Origin of the sequence: Devosia nitrariae, from assembly GCF_030160115.1 — a bacterium.
Classification (GTDB): domain Bacteria; phylum Pseudomonadota; class Alphaproteobacteria; order Rhizobiales; family Devosiaceae; genus Devosia; species Devosia nitrariae.
In genome coordinates, this window is the sequence record NZ_BSNS01000020.1 from 18,024 (window position 1) to 35,093 (window position 17,070).

Annotated in this window: 17 protein-coding genes; 10 read left to right on the plus strand and 7 right to left on the minus strand. The window is 63.5% G+C overall.

The genetic code is table 11. From position 1 onward, the window contains the following. Positions 1 to 70 precede the first annotated feature (70 nt). Together QQK18_RS17295 and QQK18_RS17300 are read right to left on the minus strand one after the other, a co-directional pair. Entirely contained in the window at positions 71 to 1,111 is a 1,041-nt protein-coding gene (locus tag QQK18_RS17295) for an ABC transporter ATP-binding protein (RefSeq protein ID WP_284341617.1), read from the minus strand. A gap of 114 nt (positions 1,112 to 1,225) precedes the next feature. Further along, a complete protein-coding gene (locus QQK18_RS17300) occupies positions 1,226 to 1,840 on the minus strand; it encodes a TetR/AcrR family transcriptional regulator (RefSeq protein WP_284341618.1) in 615 nt (204 codons plus the stop codon). A gap of 297 nt (positions 1,841 to 2,137) precedes the next feature. On the opposite strand from QQK18_RS17300, the gene QQK18_RS17305 reads away from it, so the two are divergent. From QQK18_RS17305 to QQK18_RS17345, 9 genes are all read left to right on the plus strand, one after another. After that, the gene (locus tag QQK18_RS17305; RefSeq protein WP_284341619.1) at positions 2,138 to 2,635 is read left to right on the plus strand and encodes a MaoC family dehydratase; all 498 of its coding nucleotides are present in this window, start codon (positions 2,138 to 2,140) and stop codon (positions 2,633 to 2,635) included. A 127-nt stretch (positions 2,636 to 2,762) separates the two neighbouring features. Continuing rightward, positions 2,763 to 4,106, plus strand: a complete 1,344-nt coding sequence (locus tag QQK18_RS17310) for an ABC transporter substrate-binding protein (RefSeq protein ID WP_284341620.1) — start codon at positions 2,763 to 2,765, stop codon at positions 4,104 to 4,106. A 14-nt stretch (positions 4,107 to 4,120) separates the two neighbouring features. After that, entirely contained in the window at positions 4,121 to 5,083 is a 963-nt protein-coding gene (locus QQK18_RS17315) for a carbohydrate ABC transporter permease (RefSeq protein ID WP_284341621.1), read from the plus strand. Beyond that, a complete protein-coding gene (locus QQK18_RS17320) occupies positions 5,083 to 5,958 on the plus strand; it encodes a carbohydrate ABC transporter permease (RefSeq protein WP_284341622.1) in 876 nt (291 codons plus the stop codon). Before QQK18_RS17315 ends, QQK18_RS17320 begins: the two co-directional genes overlap by 1 nt. 16 nt (positions 5,959 to 5,974) lie before the next feature. Then, positions 5,975 to 6,982, plus strand: coding sequence for a Gfo/Idh/MocA family protein (locus QQK18_RS17325; RefSeq protein WP_284341623.1), 1,008 nt, complete (start codon positions 5,975 to 5,977; stop codon positions 6,980 to 6,982). Further along, positions 6,979 to 7,809 carry a phosphoenolpyruvate hydrolase family protein gene (locus QQK18_RS17330; RefSeq protein WP_284341624.1) on the plus strand — a complete coding sequence of 277 codons (831 nt, stop codon included), beginning with the start codon at positions 6,979 to 6,981 and terminating at the stop codon, positions 7,807 to 7,809. The genes QQK18_RS17325 and QQK18_RS17330 overlap by 4 nt, the downstream gene beginning before the upstream one ends. Positions 7,810 to 7,811: 2 nt before the next feature. Beyond that, positions 7,812 to 9,047: a Tm-1-like ATP-binding domain-containing protein gene (locus tag QQK18_RS17335; protein WP_284341625.1), complete on the plus strand. Its 1,236-nt coding sequence runs from the start codon at positions 7,812 to 7,814 to the stop codon at positions 9,045 to 9,047. After that, positions 9,040 to 9,405 (plus strand): cupin domain-containing protein, encoded by a 366-nt coding sequence (locus tag QQK18_RS17340; protein WP_284341626.1) that lies wholly within the window; start codon positions 9,040 to 9,042, stop codon positions 9,403 to 9,405. Before QQK18_RS17335 ends, QQK18_RS17340 begins: the two co-directional genes overlap by 8 nt. Continuing rightward, complete coding sequence (locus tag QQK18_RS17345) at positions 9,402 to 9,695, plus strand: Dabb family protein (protein WP_284341627.1); 294 nt, start codon at positions 9,402 to 9,404, stop codon at positions 9,693 to 9,695. Before QQK18_RS17340 ends, QQK18_RS17345 begins: the two co-directional genes overlap by 4 nt. Before the next feature lie 11 nt (positions 9,696 to 9,706). Here the strand turns inward: QQK18_RS17345 and QQK18_RS17350 are convergent, their stop codons facing one another. Genes QQK18_RS17350 through QQK18_RS17365 form a run of 4 tightly spaced genes read right to left on the minus strand, consistent with a single transcriptional unit; the run spans position 9,707 to position 14,428 of the window. Further along, positions 9,707 to 10,915, minus strand: a complete 1,209-nt coding sequence (locus QQK18_RS17350; RefSeq protein ID WP_284341628.1) for an MFS transporter — start codon at positions 10,913 to 10,915, stop codon at positions 9,707 to 9,709. After that, on the minus strand, positions 10,912 to 11,334 hold the full coding sequence (locus QQK18_RS17355) for a Zn-ribbon domain-containing OB-fold protein (RefSeq protein WP_284341629.1): 423 nt from the start codon (positions 11,332 to 11,334) through the stop codon (positions 10,912 to 10,914). The genes QQK18_RS17350 and QQK18_RS17355 overlap by 4 nt, the downstream gene beginning before the upstream one ends. Continuing rightward, positions 11,331 to 12,485, minus strand: a complete 1,155-nt coding sequence (locus QQK18_RS17360; protein ID WP_284341630.1) for a thiolase family protein — start codon at positions 12,483 to 12,485, stop codon at positions 11,331 to 11,333. The genes QQK18_RS17355 and QQK18_RS17360 overlap by 4 nt, the downstream gene beginning before the upstream one ends. After that, positions 12,482 to 14,428 (minus strand): acetoacetate--CoA ligase, encoded by a 1,947-nt coding sequence (locus QQK18_RS17365; protein WP_284341631.1) that lies wholly within the window; start codon positions 14,426 to 14,428, stop codon positions 12,482 to 12,484. Before QQK18_RS17365 ends, QQK18_RS17360 begins: the two co-directional genes overlap by 4 nt. Positions 14,429 to 14,595: 167 nt before the next feature. On the opposite strand from QQK18_RS17365, the gene QQK18_RS17370 reads away from it, so the two are divergent. Continuing rightward, positions 14,596 to 15,774 carry an acetyl-CoA C-acetyltransferase gene (locus tag QQK18_RS17370; protein WP_284341632.1) on the plus strand — a complete coding sequence of 393 codons (1,179 nt, stop codon included), beginning with the start codon at positions 14,596 to 14,598 and terminating at the stop codon, positions 15,772 to 15,774. Between the two features lie 288 nt (positions 15,775 to 16,062). Here the strand turns inward: QQK18_RS17370 and QQK18_RS17375 are convergent, their stop codons facing one another. Then, positions 16,063 to 16,947 (minus strand): helix-turn-helix domain-containing protein, encoded by an 885-nt coding sequence (locus QQK18_RS17375; protein WP_284341633.1) that lies wholly within the window; start codon positions 16,945 to 16,947, stop codon positions 16,063 to 16,065. Between the last annotated feature and the right edge of the window lie 123 nt (positions 16,948 to 17,070).

A 17,070-nucleotide genomic window follows, 5' to 3' on the forward strand; every position in this document is an offset into this window, starting at 1 on the left:
GGGGATCAGCGAGGTTCCCCTTGCGAGCGGCCAACATACAGGATCTCCGCCTGCCGGTAGTTCTGGTCCCCTAGTTGACCCGCATGCCGGACTGATCGAAGAGGTGCACCACAGATGCATTCGGCCTGACCCTGATGCTGGCGCCAGGTTTTTCCGAGATCCGCTCGCGGAACACGCAGTTGACCGATTGCTCGCCGATGCGACCCAGCACCTGCGTCTCGGAGCCCGTCGGCTCGATCACCGAGATCTCGAGCGGCAGCCCGTTGTCGTCGATCTCCAGGTGCTCAGGCCGAATGCCGTAGGTCACGGCGCCTGCAACAGGATGCGGGAGAGGAAGCAGCGTGCCGTCGCGCAGGCGGAAACCCTGATCGGTAGTTTCTCCCTCGAGGAAGTTCATCGAGGGACTGCCGATGAAGCCGGCGACGAACAGATTGGCCGGCCGGTCGTAGAGCTCGAGCGGCGAGCCCATCTGCTCGATGATGCCATCGCGCATGACCACAATCTTGTCGGCCATGGTCATGGCCTCGATCTGGTCGTGGGTCACGTAGATGGTCGTCGTGCCCAACCGCTGATGCAGTTCCTTGATCTCGGCACGCATCTGCACGCGCAACTTGGCATCGAGATTGGAGAGCGGTTCATCGAAGAGAAAGACCGATGGGTCGCGCACGATCGCGCGCCCCATGGCCACCCGCTGACGCTGGCCGCCCGAAAGCTGCCGCGGCTGCCGGTTCAGCAGATCCTCGAGACCGAGAATGTCCGCCGCGCGCCGGACCTTGGCGTCGATGTCGGCCTTGGCGACGCCTTTCAGGCGCAGCGAGAACGCCATGTTCTGCGCCACGGTCATATGCGGATAGAGCGCATAGTTCTGGAAGACCATCGCAATATCGCGTTCCTTGGGGGCAAGATCATTGACGACCCTGTCGCCGATCTCGATTTCACCCTCGGTGATGTCTTCAAGTCCGGCGACCATGCGCAGCAGCGTTGACTTTCCGCAACCGGACGGGCCGACAAGGACGACGAACTCGCCGTCCGCGATGTCGACTGAAACCCCCTTCAGGGCGTGAAAGCCGCCATAGAACTTGTTGGCGCGGTTTATGGCGACGCTGGCCATCTGATCCCTCCCTGAGCGAACGGTCGCAGCCATTGCGTGTGCTTGTACCGATCGGTCTGTATAGCTATCGAGGGGCTCGCCGACTGTCAACTCGCCAGAGGTCTCGTGGGGTATTCAAGAGGCGCGCACCGCCTTGATCACGACCTCGGCGAATGCATCGCCGATCTCGACCGCATTCTGCGGGCCGCGCGGATCCAGCCACAGAAAGCTATAGAAATACATGCCGAGCAGCCCCTTGAGCACGACACTGGGGACGGGCCTGAATACGCCTTGGGCTACGCCGGCAGCCAGCGTTTCGCTCCAGATCGCCTGGTAGTCGGAGTGGAGGCCCGTAACGGCCTTCCTGCGCTCTGCGGTCAGCGCGTGAAGCTCGCGAAAGCAGACGGTCATTTCCGACAGGTGCTCTGAAATCGTCATCATCAGGGCCCGGCTGAGTTTTTGCAGGCGCGTGACCGCATCGGGCTCGGATGCGGCGATCGCTCGAGCGTCGGTGATGAGATTGGACATGTAGGCGGTGGTGATGTCGTAAAGCAGGTCTTCCTTGCTCGAGATGTGATAGTAGAGCGCGCCCCGTCCTAGCCCGGTTGCCTCACCGATCTCGTTGACGCCCACGCCCGAAAAGCCACGATCGGCAAAAAGGCCCGCTGCAACCTGCAGCACCTTGAGGCGCGTCGGCGAGATCTTGCGTTCGCCCGAAGCTCCCTTTGGGTCCTTGGTTTGTACAGTCATCGGCTCCCGTCCATCATCTGTCCTGCCACCCGAGGCAACCCGCTCCGCCTGTCCTGGTCGATGTTCCAATCTTGACGATATGGTTGACCGCGCCTCCGATACCTCCCATTGTACCGATCGGTCATTACGGCACAAGTTCCGTGTCGTTTGGACCAGGAACTGTCAAGGGAGGCCAGGATTGTTCGTTAAATCAATGGTTTGCATATTCCGACCTGGAATGTGCGGTTGCGTTTCCGGTTGCCTAGCACAGCGCAGCTATACCGGGCAATCGGTACAATCCGCAGGGGCGGAGGTCTCATGACCAGCCAAGACCAGGCCGGCGGTTGGATTGGTACCATCAAGGGCATGCCCGCTATCGGCGACAGCGCCGAGCGGTCGCGCACCGTTTCGATTGAGGATGTCGAGGCGTTCACGCAGATGACCGGCGACCGCAATCCGCTGCACTACGATCGAGACCTCGCCGAACGCACCGTCTTCGGCAAATTGATCGTACAGGGTGGCGTGACCTCGGGAATCCTCAACGCCATTGTCGCCGAAGACCTGCCCGGCCCCGGAACGGTTTTCCTCGGCGTCGAGTGGAAATTCTCCAAGGCAGTCGGAATCGGTGAGGAGATCACTGGGCGCGTCGAGGTGACGAGCGTACGCGCGGACAAGCCCATCGTCTCGTTGAAGACGACCGTCCGCAACGCCGCCGGCGACGTCTGTCTCACCGGCACCGCCACGACTTATACCGTTCCGCTCGATCTCGCAGACGCCCCCGCGACCCGCCAGGGGGCGGAGGGCAAAGCCAATTGACAAAGGCGGAGGTCACTTCTAACCATATGTACTGACCGATCGGTACAAACATTGCCTGCGTGACGCGTTCGCGGGCAACCAAAGCAACTGGCTGAGTTCGGTTCTTTTCAAGGGAGGAAGTTTTGAGATGTCCAGATATCAAGCTGTTCTGAAAGCAGGGGTCATTGCTGCAGGGCTGGCTGCTGCCGGAACGGGCGGCGCCATGGCCCAGGATTGCGCCGAGCAGGTCGATCTGACCTTCACCTTCTGGGGGTCGGCTTCGGAAAAGAACGATATGGAAACCGCGATCAGGACTTTCAACGAAAGCCATCCCTGCATCACGGTCACCGGCCAGCACATTCCCAATACCGGCTATGTCGAGAAGATCACCTCGATGCTGGCCTCGAATACCGCACCCGACGTTGCCTATCTCAGTGAAAACCAGGCTTTCGCCTGGGCAGCCGAGGGGCGCTTGCTCGACCTCAGTCCCTATCTCGGCGACACCCCTGAGGACATATACCTCAAGAACTCGATCTACCGGGTCGGCGACACGCTGATGGGAACGGGCCTCGCCACCGGTGTCATGCTCATCTACTACAACAAGGACGTGTTCGACGCCGCCGGGGTCGAGTACCCGCCCGCCAAGGCGGAGGACGCCTGGACGTGGGACGAGTTTGTCGAAAACGCCAGGCTCCTGACCAAGGACCGCAGCGGCAACACCGCCGCCGATCCCGAGTTCGACCCCAACAACATCGACGTCTTCGGCGTCGCCATGCCCGCATGGTGGGCGGGTTGGTACCCGTTCGTGGTTTCGAACGGCGGCGACTTCGCCAATGAAGAAGGTACCGAGCTGACCCTCAATTCGCCGGAAGCCGTCGAAGCGTTGCAGGCTTACCAGGACCTTATCTACACGCACCACGTGACGCCGACGCCGACACAGACCGGAACCCTGCCGGCGGCCGATATCCTCATGCAGTCGCGTAAGGTCGCCATGAGCATGGACGGCATGTGGCGCGTTACCGATTTCAACGATACGCGCATGAATTGGGGCATCGGTGTTCTGCCGGTCTTCGACACGCCCTATACGCCCCTGATCTCAACGCCCAAGGTGATCTTCGCCCAGACCGAGCATCCCGACGAGGCATTTGAATTCTATCAGTACGTCTCCAATCCCGAGGAGGTGGGTCTGTTCAAATCCGGCCTCTGGGCACCGCTCGAGCTGACCTATTTCACCACGCAGGAAGGGCTCGACAAATGGGTGACCTCGCCCGAGGGTGAATATCCGCCCGAGGCCCTGGATGCGATCGTCGACTACAGCCTCAACCATACCGGCGAGCAGGTGCCGCCTTATCAGCTGCGCAATATCGGGCAGATTTTCAACGACGCGGTCAATCCGGCGATCACCAAGATGCTCGACGGCACGGTGTCGGCGCAGGAAGCCATGGACGAGGCCGTCGCCAACGCGGCGTCGCTGATGCAGGGCCGGTGGTGAAGGCTCCCGACAGCATGACGCACATATCTTCCAGTACGGCGCTGGCGGAGCGGTCCCTGGACCGCTCCGCCACGGCAAAATCCAGGCTCAGCAAGCGCCAGCGGCGCGAGCTCTATTGGGGCCTGGGCTTTGTTTCGCTGGCGGTCGGCGGGTTCGTCCTGCTCAAGATCGTCCCGATCGTTGCCAGTTTCGTGATCTCGCTCACGGACTGGAACGTCGCCCGCGCCCCGAGCTTCATCGGCTTCGACAACTATGCCCGTATGCTCACTGCCGATCCACTGTTCTGGAAATCCTTGTGGGTGACCGCCTATTATTCCCTGTTCTCGGTACCCGTCAGCATGGCCTTCGCTTTCGCGCTCGCCATGCTGCTCAATAACAAGATCCCGGCGCTCGGGCTGTTCCGCACGCTCTTCTACCTGCCTTCGATCATTCCGATCATCGCCAGCTCCATCCTCTGGCTGTGGATGTTCAATCCGGACTTTGGCCTCTTCAATGCCGGCCTCGACCTCATCGGCCTGCCGCGCCAACGCTTCATCTACGAGGAAAGCCAGGTCATCCCGTCGCTCGTGTTCATGAGCATGTGGAGCGTGGGACCGATGATGATCATCTTCCTGGCCGGGCTGCAGGACGTGCCCAACCAGCTTTACGAAGCCGTCGAAATCGACGGGGGCAATGCCTGGCACAAGCTCTGGCACGTCACCATCCCGATGATGACCCCGACCATCCTGTTCAACCTGCTGATTTCCATCGTCGCGGCGCTGCAGACCTTCGTGCAGGCGTTCATCATGACCGAAGGCGGCCCCAATAATGGTTCGCTGTTCATCGTCTTCTATATTTACCGCAAGGCCTTTCAGGAGCAGCAGATGGGATACGCTTCGGCGTTGGCCTGGGCGCTGTTCCTGCTGATCTGCGCCCTGAGCATCCTGGTCTTCAGGACCTCGCACCGCTGGGTTTTCTATCACGGGGGCGACAACTGATGAGCGCCATGGAAGAGACCAGCTTCAAGGAAATGATCCTGCGCAAGAGCCCGGGGGTCGGCAAGCGCCGCTTCGCGCTGCTCGTGTGCATCACCATCAGCCTGTTGATGATGCTGCCGCTCGCCTGGCTGGTGCGGTCCTCGTTCATGGAGATGGGGCAGATCTTCATCTTCCCGCCCGAATGGATTCCCCAGCCCTTCCGCTTCGAGAATTTCCCGGAAGCGCTGACGGTCATTCCCTTCTTCCAGTACTTCCTCAACACCATGCTGATCCTGGTGCCGTCGGTGGTCGGGACACTGGTCAGCTGCTCGCTGGCAGCCTACGGCTTCTCCCGGCTCAACTGGCCTGGCCGCGATCTCGTCTTCGGCGTGCTGCTCTCGACGCTGATGCTGCCCTACATCATCACCCTGCTGCCCACCTTCCTCATGTGGTCGAGGATCGGGTTCATCGATACCTACGTGCCCCTGGTGGTGCCGCACTGGCTCGGCTTCCACGTCTTCTTCATCTTCCTGCTGCGCCAGTTCTTCAAGAACCTGCCGAAGGAACTGGATGAAGCCGCCGAAATCGACGGGGCCAATCCGCTCCAGGTCTTCTGGTACATCATCCTGCCGGTAAGCAGACCCGTCCTGCTGGTGGTGGCGATCCTGTCGGGTCTCAATGCCTGGAACGATTTTCTCGATCCGCTCGTCTACATCAACTCTTCGGACAAATACACGCTCGCACTCGGGCTCGCCCAGTTCACCGGGCTCTACACGTCGCAATGGAACCTGCTGATGGCCGCTTCGACCGTCATCATCGTTCCGGTTCTCATCGTCTTCTTCCTGACCCAGCGCTACTTCATCGAAGGCGTGACGATGTCGGGCTTGAAGGGCTAGTTACATGGAAGCAATGGTGTCTGAAGCAAGCAATGCCGCGCCTCTGCGCGTAGCGCTCGTCGGTGCGGGTGGTCTCGGCCGCGGCTGGGCGAAGGTGATTTCCAACCAGCAGGGAGCCGAGCTCGGCGCCGTCGTCGACCCCCTCATCGGCAGCGAGCGTCAGGCCGAGTGGATCGTCGAGGAAGTTGGCCATCTGCCCCTGGCGACCGACCTCGAGGCGACCCTCGAAATGGATATAGACGCCGCTGTGGTGACCGCTTTCTCGATTGCGCATCACGTGGCGGTCAAGGCGGCCCTCGAGCGCGGCCTGCACGTTCTCGTCGAAAAGCCCTTCACCGTCACCTTGCAGGAAGCCGAAGAGCTCGTTTCCCTGGCTGCGGACAAAGGACTGACGCTGATGGTCAGCCAGAATTACAGGTACTTTCCCGGTGCGAGCCTGCTGCGCGAGATCGTGCGCGACGAGCGCTACGGCAGCATCGCCTCGGTCTTTTGCGAATTCTGCCTCGACTGGCCGGGCAAGCCCTATCAGCACGGCATGCAGCATGCGATGGGTCTGGAAATGGCCGTGCACCATTTCGACATGTGCCGCGCGATCTTCGATGCCGAGGCGACGGGAGGCTATGCGCGCGAGTGGCAGCCGGCCGGCAGCCAATACGCCGGCGGCGGCGCCATCGAAGCGGTCTTCGAGATGGAAGGTTCCCGGGGCACCTTTCCCTTCACCTATTCCGGCAGCCTGGTGAGCAAGGCGCCGCGCACGCCCTGGCCGGGCCGATGGCGTTTCGAGTTCGACCGCAAGACGATCCTCCTCGACACCCTGGAGAACGGCTACGGGCTCTATGCCTGCCAGGTGGAGGAGCATGAATGGCTGGGGCGTTATGACGGCGATACCATGCTGTTCAACCTGCCGCTCGCCCACTTCATTGACTCGATCCGGACCGGCAAGGAGCCCTGGAGTTCGGGACGCGACAACCTCGGCACGATGCGCATGGCGCTGGCCGCAGAATTCTTCGGCAAGGGCAGATGAGCCGGCGCAGCGATATATTGGCGGCCCTCGAGGTCAAGCGACGCGACGGTCGTGCTATCATCGGCGCCGGTGCCGGCACCGGCATATCGGCCAAGTTCCTGCACAAGGGCGGGGCCGACCTCATCTTCATCTACAATTCCGGCCGCTTTCGCATGCAGGGCCTTTCGTCCTGGGTCGGTCATCTGCCGTTCGGCGACGCCAACGCCATCGTCATGGAGATGGGGGAGCGTGAAGTGATGCCGGTTGTGCCGGATGCCAACGTCATCGCCGGCGTCTGCGGGTTCGACCCGACGCGACGCATGTCGCATTTCCTGCCCAAGATCGTCGAGGCGGGCTTTGCCGGCGTCATCAATTATCCGACCGTTGCCGTCATCGACGGACGCATGCGGGCCGATCTCGAAGCCGGCGGGCTCGGTTTCGACAAGGAAGTCGAGATGATCCGGCTGGCGCGCGGCCTCGGTCTCCTGACCACCGCCTATGTCTGCACGCCTGACGAGGCGCGTACCATGGTCGATGCCGGCGTCGACATGATCGTTGCCCATATGGGCCTGACGGTTGGCGGTGCAATCGGTGCCCAACACGCCATGGCCTTTGAAGAGGCTGCGGCCGGTGTGCGGGCGATTGTCGAAGCGAGCCGCAGCCGACGCGAAGATGTCTTCGTCGTCGCCCATGGCGGTCCGATCGCCGGGCCGGAAGACGCCAGGACGCTCTTTGGCATGGTGGCGGTGGACGGGTTTGTTGGCGCGTCCAGCATGGAGCGGCTACCCATCGAGGAGCCGTTGCGCGCCAACACCTATGCCTTCACGCAGTTGCGGACGCGGAATTGACCATGCCCGGACGCAAGGCCCTGGCGCTGGTGGTTTCGCTCGATACCAAGGCTCCCGAAGCCGCTTACCTACGAGAACGGGTTGCCGAGGACGGCATCGAGGTGGTGGTCGTCGATTTCGGCACCGGACCCCCAGGCTTCACTCCGCACGTTCCGGCCACGACGATCGCAGAACTGGGCGGCGGCGATCTCGAAGACCTTCGCCGCGACCGGGATCGCGCGGCGGCCATCGACGTCATGATGAGTGGTGTGGCCACATGGGCAGCCAGGGCCTACGCCGCCGGTGATATCTGTGGCCTCGTTTCGATCGGCGGGTCCGGCGGCACCGCCGTCGGGACCGCAGCCATGCGTGCGCTGCCGTTCGGCGCACCCAAGATCATGATCTCGACCGTGGCGGCATCCGACGTGCGCGAATATGTCGGCACAAAGGACGTCACCATGATCAATTCGGTGGTGGACTTTGCCGGCGTCAACCCGATCAGCGAACCCGTTCTTCGCAATGCCGCCGTAGCGGCGGGCGCGATGGCACGGGCATTCGAGGAGCCGCGTTCCGATCAGCGGAGCCGCCTCGTCGCCGCCAGCCAGTTCGGGGTCACGACCGCGGCGATCGCGCAGGCGCAACGCCTGCTGCAGGAAGCCGGTTTTACCCTCGTTCCTTTCCATGCGACCGGCATCGGCGGCCGCACCATGGAAGACCTCATCGCCGACGGCATGTTCGAGGCAGTCCTCGATCTGACCACCACCGAGTGGGCCGACGAGGTGGTTGGCGGCACGTTGTCAGCAGGCCCGACACGGCTCGAAGCCGCGGGTCGCATCGGCATTCCGCAGATCGTGGCGCCGGGTGCGCTCGACATGGTGAATTTCTTCATGGCGCCGGTTCCCGAGCGCTTCGCCACGCGCACCTTCCACCGTCACAACGCCAACGTGACGCTGATGCGTACCGATGTAGCCGAGAACGCCGAGATCGGCCGCCGGATCGCGCAAAAGCTCAATGCCGCGGTCGGTCCCGTGACCATGCTTTTCCCCTTGCGCGGCGTTTCTGCGCTCGACGTCGAGGGCGGCCCGTTTTTCGACCCGCAAGCCAATGCGTCGCTGCTGCGCGCTCTCAAGACGCATCTCGACCCGCGCATTCGCCTCGAGGAGCTGGACTTGCATATCAACGACCCCGGATTTGCCGCAGCCGCCGTCGAGGCGCTGTTTGCAAGCCTCGAACACACGGAGAGCAAATCCGATGCCTAAGACGACACCCCAAGAGAAGGGTTTTCCCGATTGGAGCGAGACACAGAACTACGGCATCAGCCAGCTCAAGGTCGGGGCCGAGGTCGAGCCTCACTTCCACGACTGCAACGAGTACTGGATCATCATCTCGGGGCGCGGCGATGCCATGAGCGAAGGCGTGCCGTATGAGCTTGGGCCGGGCGACATGCTGCTGACCAAAGCCGGCGACTACCATTCGCTCAAGGTCACCGAGGAGATGGTTGCCGTCTACTATTATGGCGTCATGCCCGAGCACGGCCGCTGGGGGCACCTGCACGAAGGCGTGGACCTGCCGTGGGAAAAGCACCTCAAATCCATTGGCGTAAAGGCTTCATCATGACCATTCGTCACGTTGTGCTGTTCGACTATGCCGCTGAAGCGCCGGAGGCCGAGGTGCAGGCGGTGATTGCAAGTCTGAATGCCCTGCCGGGAAAAATCGCGGAGATCCTCGACTGGTCGTTGACCGAAGATCTGGGAAAGCGTGAGGGGTCGTTCCGGTTCTGCCTGATCGCCCATTTCGACGACATGGACGCAATGGAGCGGTATCTCGCTCATCCCGAGCATGAGCAGGCGGTCGCCCGCGCCATGCCGATCCTCGTCAAGCTCGCTGAGCACGATCACCCCGTCTAGCCTGCTCTGGTTTAGCGGCGGCCCTGCGCGATACGTGCGGATTCGGGCAGCACGCGCAGGACCAGCATGGCGGCCGTGCCCAGGAGCGGTCCGGGCACCAGCACGAGGAAAGCCCATCGCCAGCCGACAGCGTCGGCGATTATCGGCACCAGCGTGAGGCTGACCATGGTCAGCGCGAAGCCGATACCAAGCTGGAAGGCGAGGGCGGTGCCGACGAGGTCGGAGTCCCCAACCTCGGTGGTCATCGCCGAAAACTGCGCTGAGTCTCCAATAACGGAAATTCCCCAGATGAGGGCGACCACGACGAACAACCAGAACGGTCCGGTGAAAACCAATCCGATAAGCAGCGCACAGGCGCCGGACGTGATCATCATCAGTGCTGTGGTTGCCGTGCGCCCGATCCGGTCGGCGAGGACTCCGCCCAGAAGGCAACCGAGGACGCCCGTCGCGATCACCGCAAAGACAAGCAGGGAGAGCTGCGAGGCCGACAGCATGCCGCCGCCAAAGCCCGCGCCTGCGAAGGCAAGGAACCAGCCCCACATCGCGTAGAGTTCCCACATGTGGCCGAAATAGCCGAGATTGGCGAGGGCGACGCCGCGATTGCGCAGGACGCGCCCGATCTGGCGCGGATCGAAGACCGCGCGGCTGAATGGGTAGGGCCCCTCTCGTGCCCTCAGCAGAAAAATGATCGCGCCGATGAATGTGAGCACGCTCGATCCGACGACGACATAGCTCCAGCTCACGCCTTGGGAGAGCGCCCGCAGCAGGTGGGGAACCGCGGACCCGAAGGTCAGTCCGCCGATCAGCGCGCCCATGGCAAGGCCGCGGCCGCGCTGGAACCATGTGGCGACGAGCTTGAGGGCCGGCGGATAAACGCCGGCAAGCGCAACCCCTGTGAGAATGCGGCACCCGACTGCCCACTCCGGCGAGGGCGCGACCAATAGGCCAAGATTGGCGACCCCCGCTAAAGCGGCGGCGATGGCCATCAGCAGGCGCAGTGGCGCGATATCGGGTAGGCTGACAAGGCTGAGGGAGAGGGCGCCGACGACGAATCCCAACTGCACGCCGTTGGTCATCCAGGTCCGCATGTCGCTCGAGAGCGCCCAATACTCCGTAAGCTGGGGCAGAACGGCGGTCGCCGAAAACCATGTGGTCATCGGGAGGATGACCGCCACGACCAGGATCGCCAGTGTGCGCCACGCGGCGCTCGCAGTGTTCATGAGGCCGGCTCGAAGAACGGCAGGGTCCGGCCACCGACGCGCATGAAGACCACCCGCAGCGGCAGGCCCGCCGACAACCCTTGGGGCTCGGCGCGCAGTTGCGTGAGAAGTGTCGGCCCTTCATCGAGCTCGGCCAGCGCCACCGTATAGGGCGCGGCTGGTTCCCAGGCGGGATGACCGGGCCGGACGATCGAGCTCCAGGTTCTCAGAGTGGCGCGGCCGCTGGCCACCTGCCAGGAGAGATCGACCGACCAGCAATGCGGGCAAATGCGGCGAGGGTAGAGGATGGAGCGGTTGCAGGCACTGCAGTGCTGCACCAGCAATTGGCCACGCTCGGCAGCCTCCCAGAACGGGCCGGAGAGCGCTGTTTCGGTTGGGCCTGGCACCTTGAGATCGGCGAGGAGATCGGGCGAGATCACGGCTCGTCTCCCAAGACCAGGGCAGTCGCCTCGCTCATCGTTGCCCCGTTTCCCGTGACCAGGGCAAGCTGCGCATCGGGGATTTGGCGGCCGGGCGTATTGCCGCGCAGCTGCCGCACCGCCTCGATCACATGCGTCATGCCACCGGCGAGATCCGGCTGACCGAAACCGAGCTGCCCACCATGGGTATTGAGCGGCGTGTCGCCCTCGGGACCGAGGTCGCTATCGGCAAGCCAGTCGCCGAACCGTCCGGGCGGGCAGAGTTCGAGGTCCTCGAGCGTCGTCGCCACCATGATCGTATAGCAGTCGTAGAGCGACAGCAGGTCGAGGTCGTCCTTGTCCACCCCGGCACCGGCCAGCGCACGCGCCATTGCCGGTTTCAGCGGGCCGGAGGTGAGCGACGGCGCCTGCGACAGGGCACGGTGCGTGATCTTTTCGCCCGCGCCGAGCAGATGGACCGGCCTTCGCGGCAGGGATCGGGCGCGGTCAGGCGAAACGACGACCACTGCCGCTCCACCGGCAACCGGCATCACGATCTCCAGCAGCCGCAGGGGAGAAGCGATCATCGGGGAAGCCAGGACATCCTCCACGCTCGCCGGTTTGCCGTGGAAGATGGCCTGCGGATTGCGTTGAGCATTGGCGCGCGCGGCAGAAGCGATCCTGGCGAAATCCTCGTCCCGCGACCCGTATTCGGCCATGTGGGCCTGTTTGATCATGGCGTAGGCGGCATTGGCGCCGGAGGCGCCGAACGGCACGTCGAATTCGCGGATCGGGTTGCGGTTCGGCGAGCGCGGCGCCGTTTCCTCGCGGGTATTGGCGAGCACGCACAGCACCGCTTCGCACATGCCGGCGGAAATGGCCGCGGCCGCTCGCCAGACCATGCCGGCACCGGAAGCGCCGCCGAGGTCGACCACATCGGCCATGTTGGGCATCAGCCCCAGATATTCCGAGACGGTTGCCGGCACGTGTTGCGGTGTTTCTCCGACCTGCGGGCCGACCAGCAATCCATCGATCGCCGCCGGCTCCAGACCCGCATCGGCGACTGCCAGGCGCGCCGCCTCGGCAATCATGCCGAGGGTGGTCTCGCCGTGGGTCCTGCGCTTCGGAGCGAGCTCACCGATCCCGACTATCGCGCCGAGCGACCGCCTCACAGAGCGGTTTCCCGGCCAAGAACGCGATAGACGTCCAGCACCTCCGGATTGGAGAGCGAGTCGAGGTTCTTCACGATTTCACCGATCATGATTGCGCGCGCCGCGGACTCCACGCGCTTGCCGTTGAGCGTATAGGGAACACCGGGAACGGCGTGGATGCGGTGTGGCACGTGGCGCGGCGAGGCGGTTTCACGAATGGCCTTGCGGATGCGCGCGGCGAGCTCGCGTGAGATGCCGGCATCGGCGCGCGGCTGCAGGCAGAGCACGATCTCCTCATCATTGCCGTTCGGCGCCCCGAACACCACGCAATCGGCGATCTCGGGGAATTTCTCGACCGTTGCATAGATCTCGGACGTGCCGATGCGCACGCCGCCGGGTTTCAGCGTGGTGTCGGTGCGGCCGTAGATGATGCCGGAGCCGTTGATGGTTTCCTCGGCCAGGTCCCCATGCGTCCAGATGCCCGGCCGTTGCGAGAAATAGGTGTCGAAGTAGCGCTTGTCGCCGCCTTCGCCCCAGAAGGTCAGCGGCATGGAGGGGAAGGGTTCGGTGCAGGTCAGTTCACCCTTGCGCCCGATGACCGGCACGTTGCGCGTATCCAGAACCTGCACCGCCTGTCCCAGCGCCTTGCAGGTCAATTGGCCCCTGCGTACGGGCAGGGTAGGCGAGCCGATGAGGAAGCACCCGATGATCTCGGTGCCGCCCGAGATGGAGGCGAACATCATGTCGTCCTTGATGGCCTCGTAGGTCCAGTCGTACTGGTCGGGCGCAACGGGGGCGCCTGCGCTCATCAGCACGCGCAGCTTTTCGAGATCGACGCGATCCCGCGGCCGGTACCCCGCTTCGGCGACGGCGTGCATGAATTTGGGGCTGACCCCGAGATGGGTGAGGCCTGCGGATTCGGCGAGCCGCCAGAGCAGTCCGGCATCAGACCCGTCATCCGTCTTCGGAATCGCAGCGCCGTCGGTGAGAACGATAGTGGCGCCGCTCGCGAGCCCCGAGATCAGCCAGTGGTACATCATCCAGGCGGTATTGGTGTACCAGCCGATGGCATCGCCGGGCTTGAGGTCGCAATGGAGCTGATGCTCCTTGAGGTGCTGCAGCAGCACGCCGCCGGCACCATGCACGATCGCTTTCGGTTTCCCCGTCGTCCCGGAGGTGTAGAGCACGTAGAGAGGTTGGGAGAAGGGCAGCCGCTCGAAGCGCAGATGCGAGCTGGGTGATCCGAATGCCTCCCAACGCGACGCACCGGCGATTTCGTCGCCGATGCCGCCGTCGGTCAACACCACTCGTGTGAGGCTCGGTATCCCCGCAACGACCTCTCGCAGGCGTTCGCCGATATCGTGCTGGCGTCCGCCGTACTGATAGCGCCGCGTGGCGAACAACACCTTGGGAGCGATCTGGCCGAGCCGGTCGAGAATCGCCGCCGCGCCGAAATCGGGGGAGCACGAAGACCAGACGGCGCCAACGCTCGCCGTGGCCAGAAGCGCGACGAGGCCCTCGAGCCTGTTGGGTAGTACGCCGCCAACGCAGTCACCGGGGCCGACGCCGACGTCCCGCAGTCCATCGGCGATGCGCGCGACGTCGTCCCGTAACCGGCCCATGGTGATGCGCCGGGTAATGCCGGTTTCATCGCTCTCGATGACGGCGAGTGTCTCGTCCGGCCCCCGCAGCAGGTTCTCGACAAAGTTCAGCCGCGCCTGTGGGAACCACTTTGCGCCGAGCATTGTCCCCTCGGGCGGCGGCTCGAAAGCAATCTCGCCCTTCTCGCCGATCATGCCGGCGAAGTCCCACACCGCTCCCCAGAAGTCACCCGGGTGGCTAACGGACCATCGGTGGAGGGTGTCGTAATCCGCTTCGCCTAAACCGACCGATTGGGCAAAGCGGGTCATGTTGGCGGCGTCGATCCAGGTGGAAGACGGAGTCCAGACGATGTCAGATGCCACACTCTTCCCCCACCGCGCCCTGTGTCCGGATCGGTCTGCCGGGGTAGCGGCCGGCTCGGCGCCTTGTTATAGAACGTTATGGACCGAACGGTACAACATTGCGCATGAGCGGCCAAGCCGGTTGCCGTGTTTTTGTTGCCCGACACAAGGGTAGAGGATGGACTTAAATGTCACGAGGGGCAGTCATTGTCGCGGCGAAAAGAACGGCAATCGGCCGGTTCTGCGGAAGTTTCTCCGCTGTGCCGGCGACGGAGCTCGGCGCGCGCGCCATCGCCGCCGTCCTTGCACAAGCCGGGATCGATCCCGCATCCATCGATGATGTGCTGATCGGCCAGGTTCTGCAGGCGGGCGTTGGCCAGAATCCGGCTCGACAGGCCGCGCTCGGCGCAGGCGTCCCGGCTTCGGTGCCGGCCGCGACCGTCAATCAGGTCTGCGGCGGCGGCCAGCGCACATTGCATATGGCAGCCCAGGCGATCCGTGCCGGCGACGCCGATATCGTGCTCGTCGGCGGCCAGGACAACATGACCATGGCACCGCACGTGCTGCACAAGACCCGGTCCGGCTTCAAGACGGGTGACATCCGCATGCAGGATTCGATGCTTGTCGACGGGCTGATCGACGCTTTCCACGGCGTGCACATGGGCGTGACCGCCGAGCACCTCGCCCGTCGCTATCAGGTGACGCGCGAGGAACAGGACCTGTTTGCGCTCGAATCGCAGCAGAAGGCCGGCGCGGCGATGTCAGCCAATGTCTTTTCCGACGAGATCGTTCCGGTCGAAGTGAGGACGAAGGCCGGCACCACCCTCGTCGAAACCGACGAGCATCCGCGACCGCAAACGACGCTGGCAGATCTCGAGGCCCTCAAGCCGATTTTTGAGGATGGCGGCACGGTGACGGCGGGAAATGCGTCAGGCCTGAACGATGGGGCCGCGGCCTTGCTGGTGATGTCGGAAAGTCGCGCCCGCGAGCTCGGTCTCGATCCCCTGGTACGGATTGCCGGCTACGCATCGGCCGGCGTCGAACCGATGGATATGGGGCTTGGGCCCGTGCCGGCGTCTCGGCGAGCACTGCAAAAGGCGGGTTGGAACACGCACGAACTTGACCTGATCGAGGTGAACGAGGCATTCGCCGCCCAGTCCATTGCCGTTCACAGGGAGATGGGCTGGGACACGGCTAGATCGAATGTGAACGGCGGGGCTATCGCCCTGGGACACCCACTCGGCGGCTCGGGTGCCCGCATTGTGGTGACCCTGATCCACGAGATGCTCCGCCGCAACGTGCGTAAAGGTCTTGCGACCATGTGCGTCGGAGGCGGCCAAGGCGTCGCCATCTGCCTAGAGCGCTAGCTACCTCAAGCGCGTCGTCACATCGGTGTCCAAACAAGAACGCTCAAAATTGGGAAGGACACGCGCAAGCAACTCCTGGAGCTGGCGAAGGTAGCATGATCATCCACGCCAACAGGTATAAGACGAGGGAGAGGCGAGTTGCGGCATCAGCCTCTCCCTCGTAGGAGCTGCGTACACCGCGCCCCCGCACGTTCTTTGGCAGGTTCGAGATGAACGCTGGCTGAGAACCGCGTTCATTTTGAATTTTTTGACCGCTGGAGACCGCGGCGGTGAAGACAGGCGGTGCCACTACAACACCTTCACCCGGTTCCGCTCCCGCCAGTCGGAGGGCGCCAGACCGGTCGACTTGCGGAACTGGGCCGAGAAGTGGAAGGCCGAGTTGTAGCCGAGATATCCGGCGATGGCCTTCACCGATTTGTCCGAGTTTCGGAGCAGCTCGCAGGCGCGCCGGATCCTGACCTCGGTCTGGTATTGCTTCAGCGACATGCCTGCATGCTGCCGGAACAGGCGGCGCAGGGTGGAGTAGCTGATGCCGAGGTCGCGAGCCACCGTCTCGAGCGCTGGAGGATCGCCGCTCTTTTCCATCAGGGTTCGGCGGGCTTGCTCGACGAGGCGGACCTGGCCCTGCTCGGGCAGTTCCCGCGATTGACAGAGCTGCGCCAGGAGCTGCAGCCCGAGGGCCGAGAGCGTCGGCTGGTGCAGGAGCGCATCATCCCTGGCCAGACGATGCACCTGCCGGAAAACAGCTTCTGCGCGGTCGCCGGCACGCCAGATGGGCAGCTCCGGGGACATCAGCCCCATGTCCATAACGCGATCGAAGGCGCGCCCCCGGCACTCGATCCAGCTTTCGACCCATCCGATATCCGGGTCCGGCGCAAAACGGTGCCAGACGCCCGGGAACAGTAGGATGACGTCGCCGGCTTCGACGGCGTGCACCCGGTCGGGATTGGGCGCAGCCTGCAGCCGGCCGCGGCCCTCGCTGATCAGGGCGAACTGGTAGGCCTGCAGCGTTCGGCCCTTTTCCCAGACGAAGTGGTGGTCGTCGGGGTGGCGCACCGGCGGGTAGATTGAGCCCGGCAGGATTCGAGTGTGGCCGGTGGAAAGGGCAGTGCACCCCCAGGCCTCGCAGAGCCCGTTGTCGGGCAGGTAGGTGAAGTAGTCTGCCTCGTCCATCGATCAGTTTTTGTATGTATCAGATCATTTAGCGCAAGCGGTACCGGGTATCCAGGTGCCGGTCGAGTGTTATTGTATCAATCAAAGTCAGTTTTTGAATGACCGCGCCAAAGACGCCGCCGC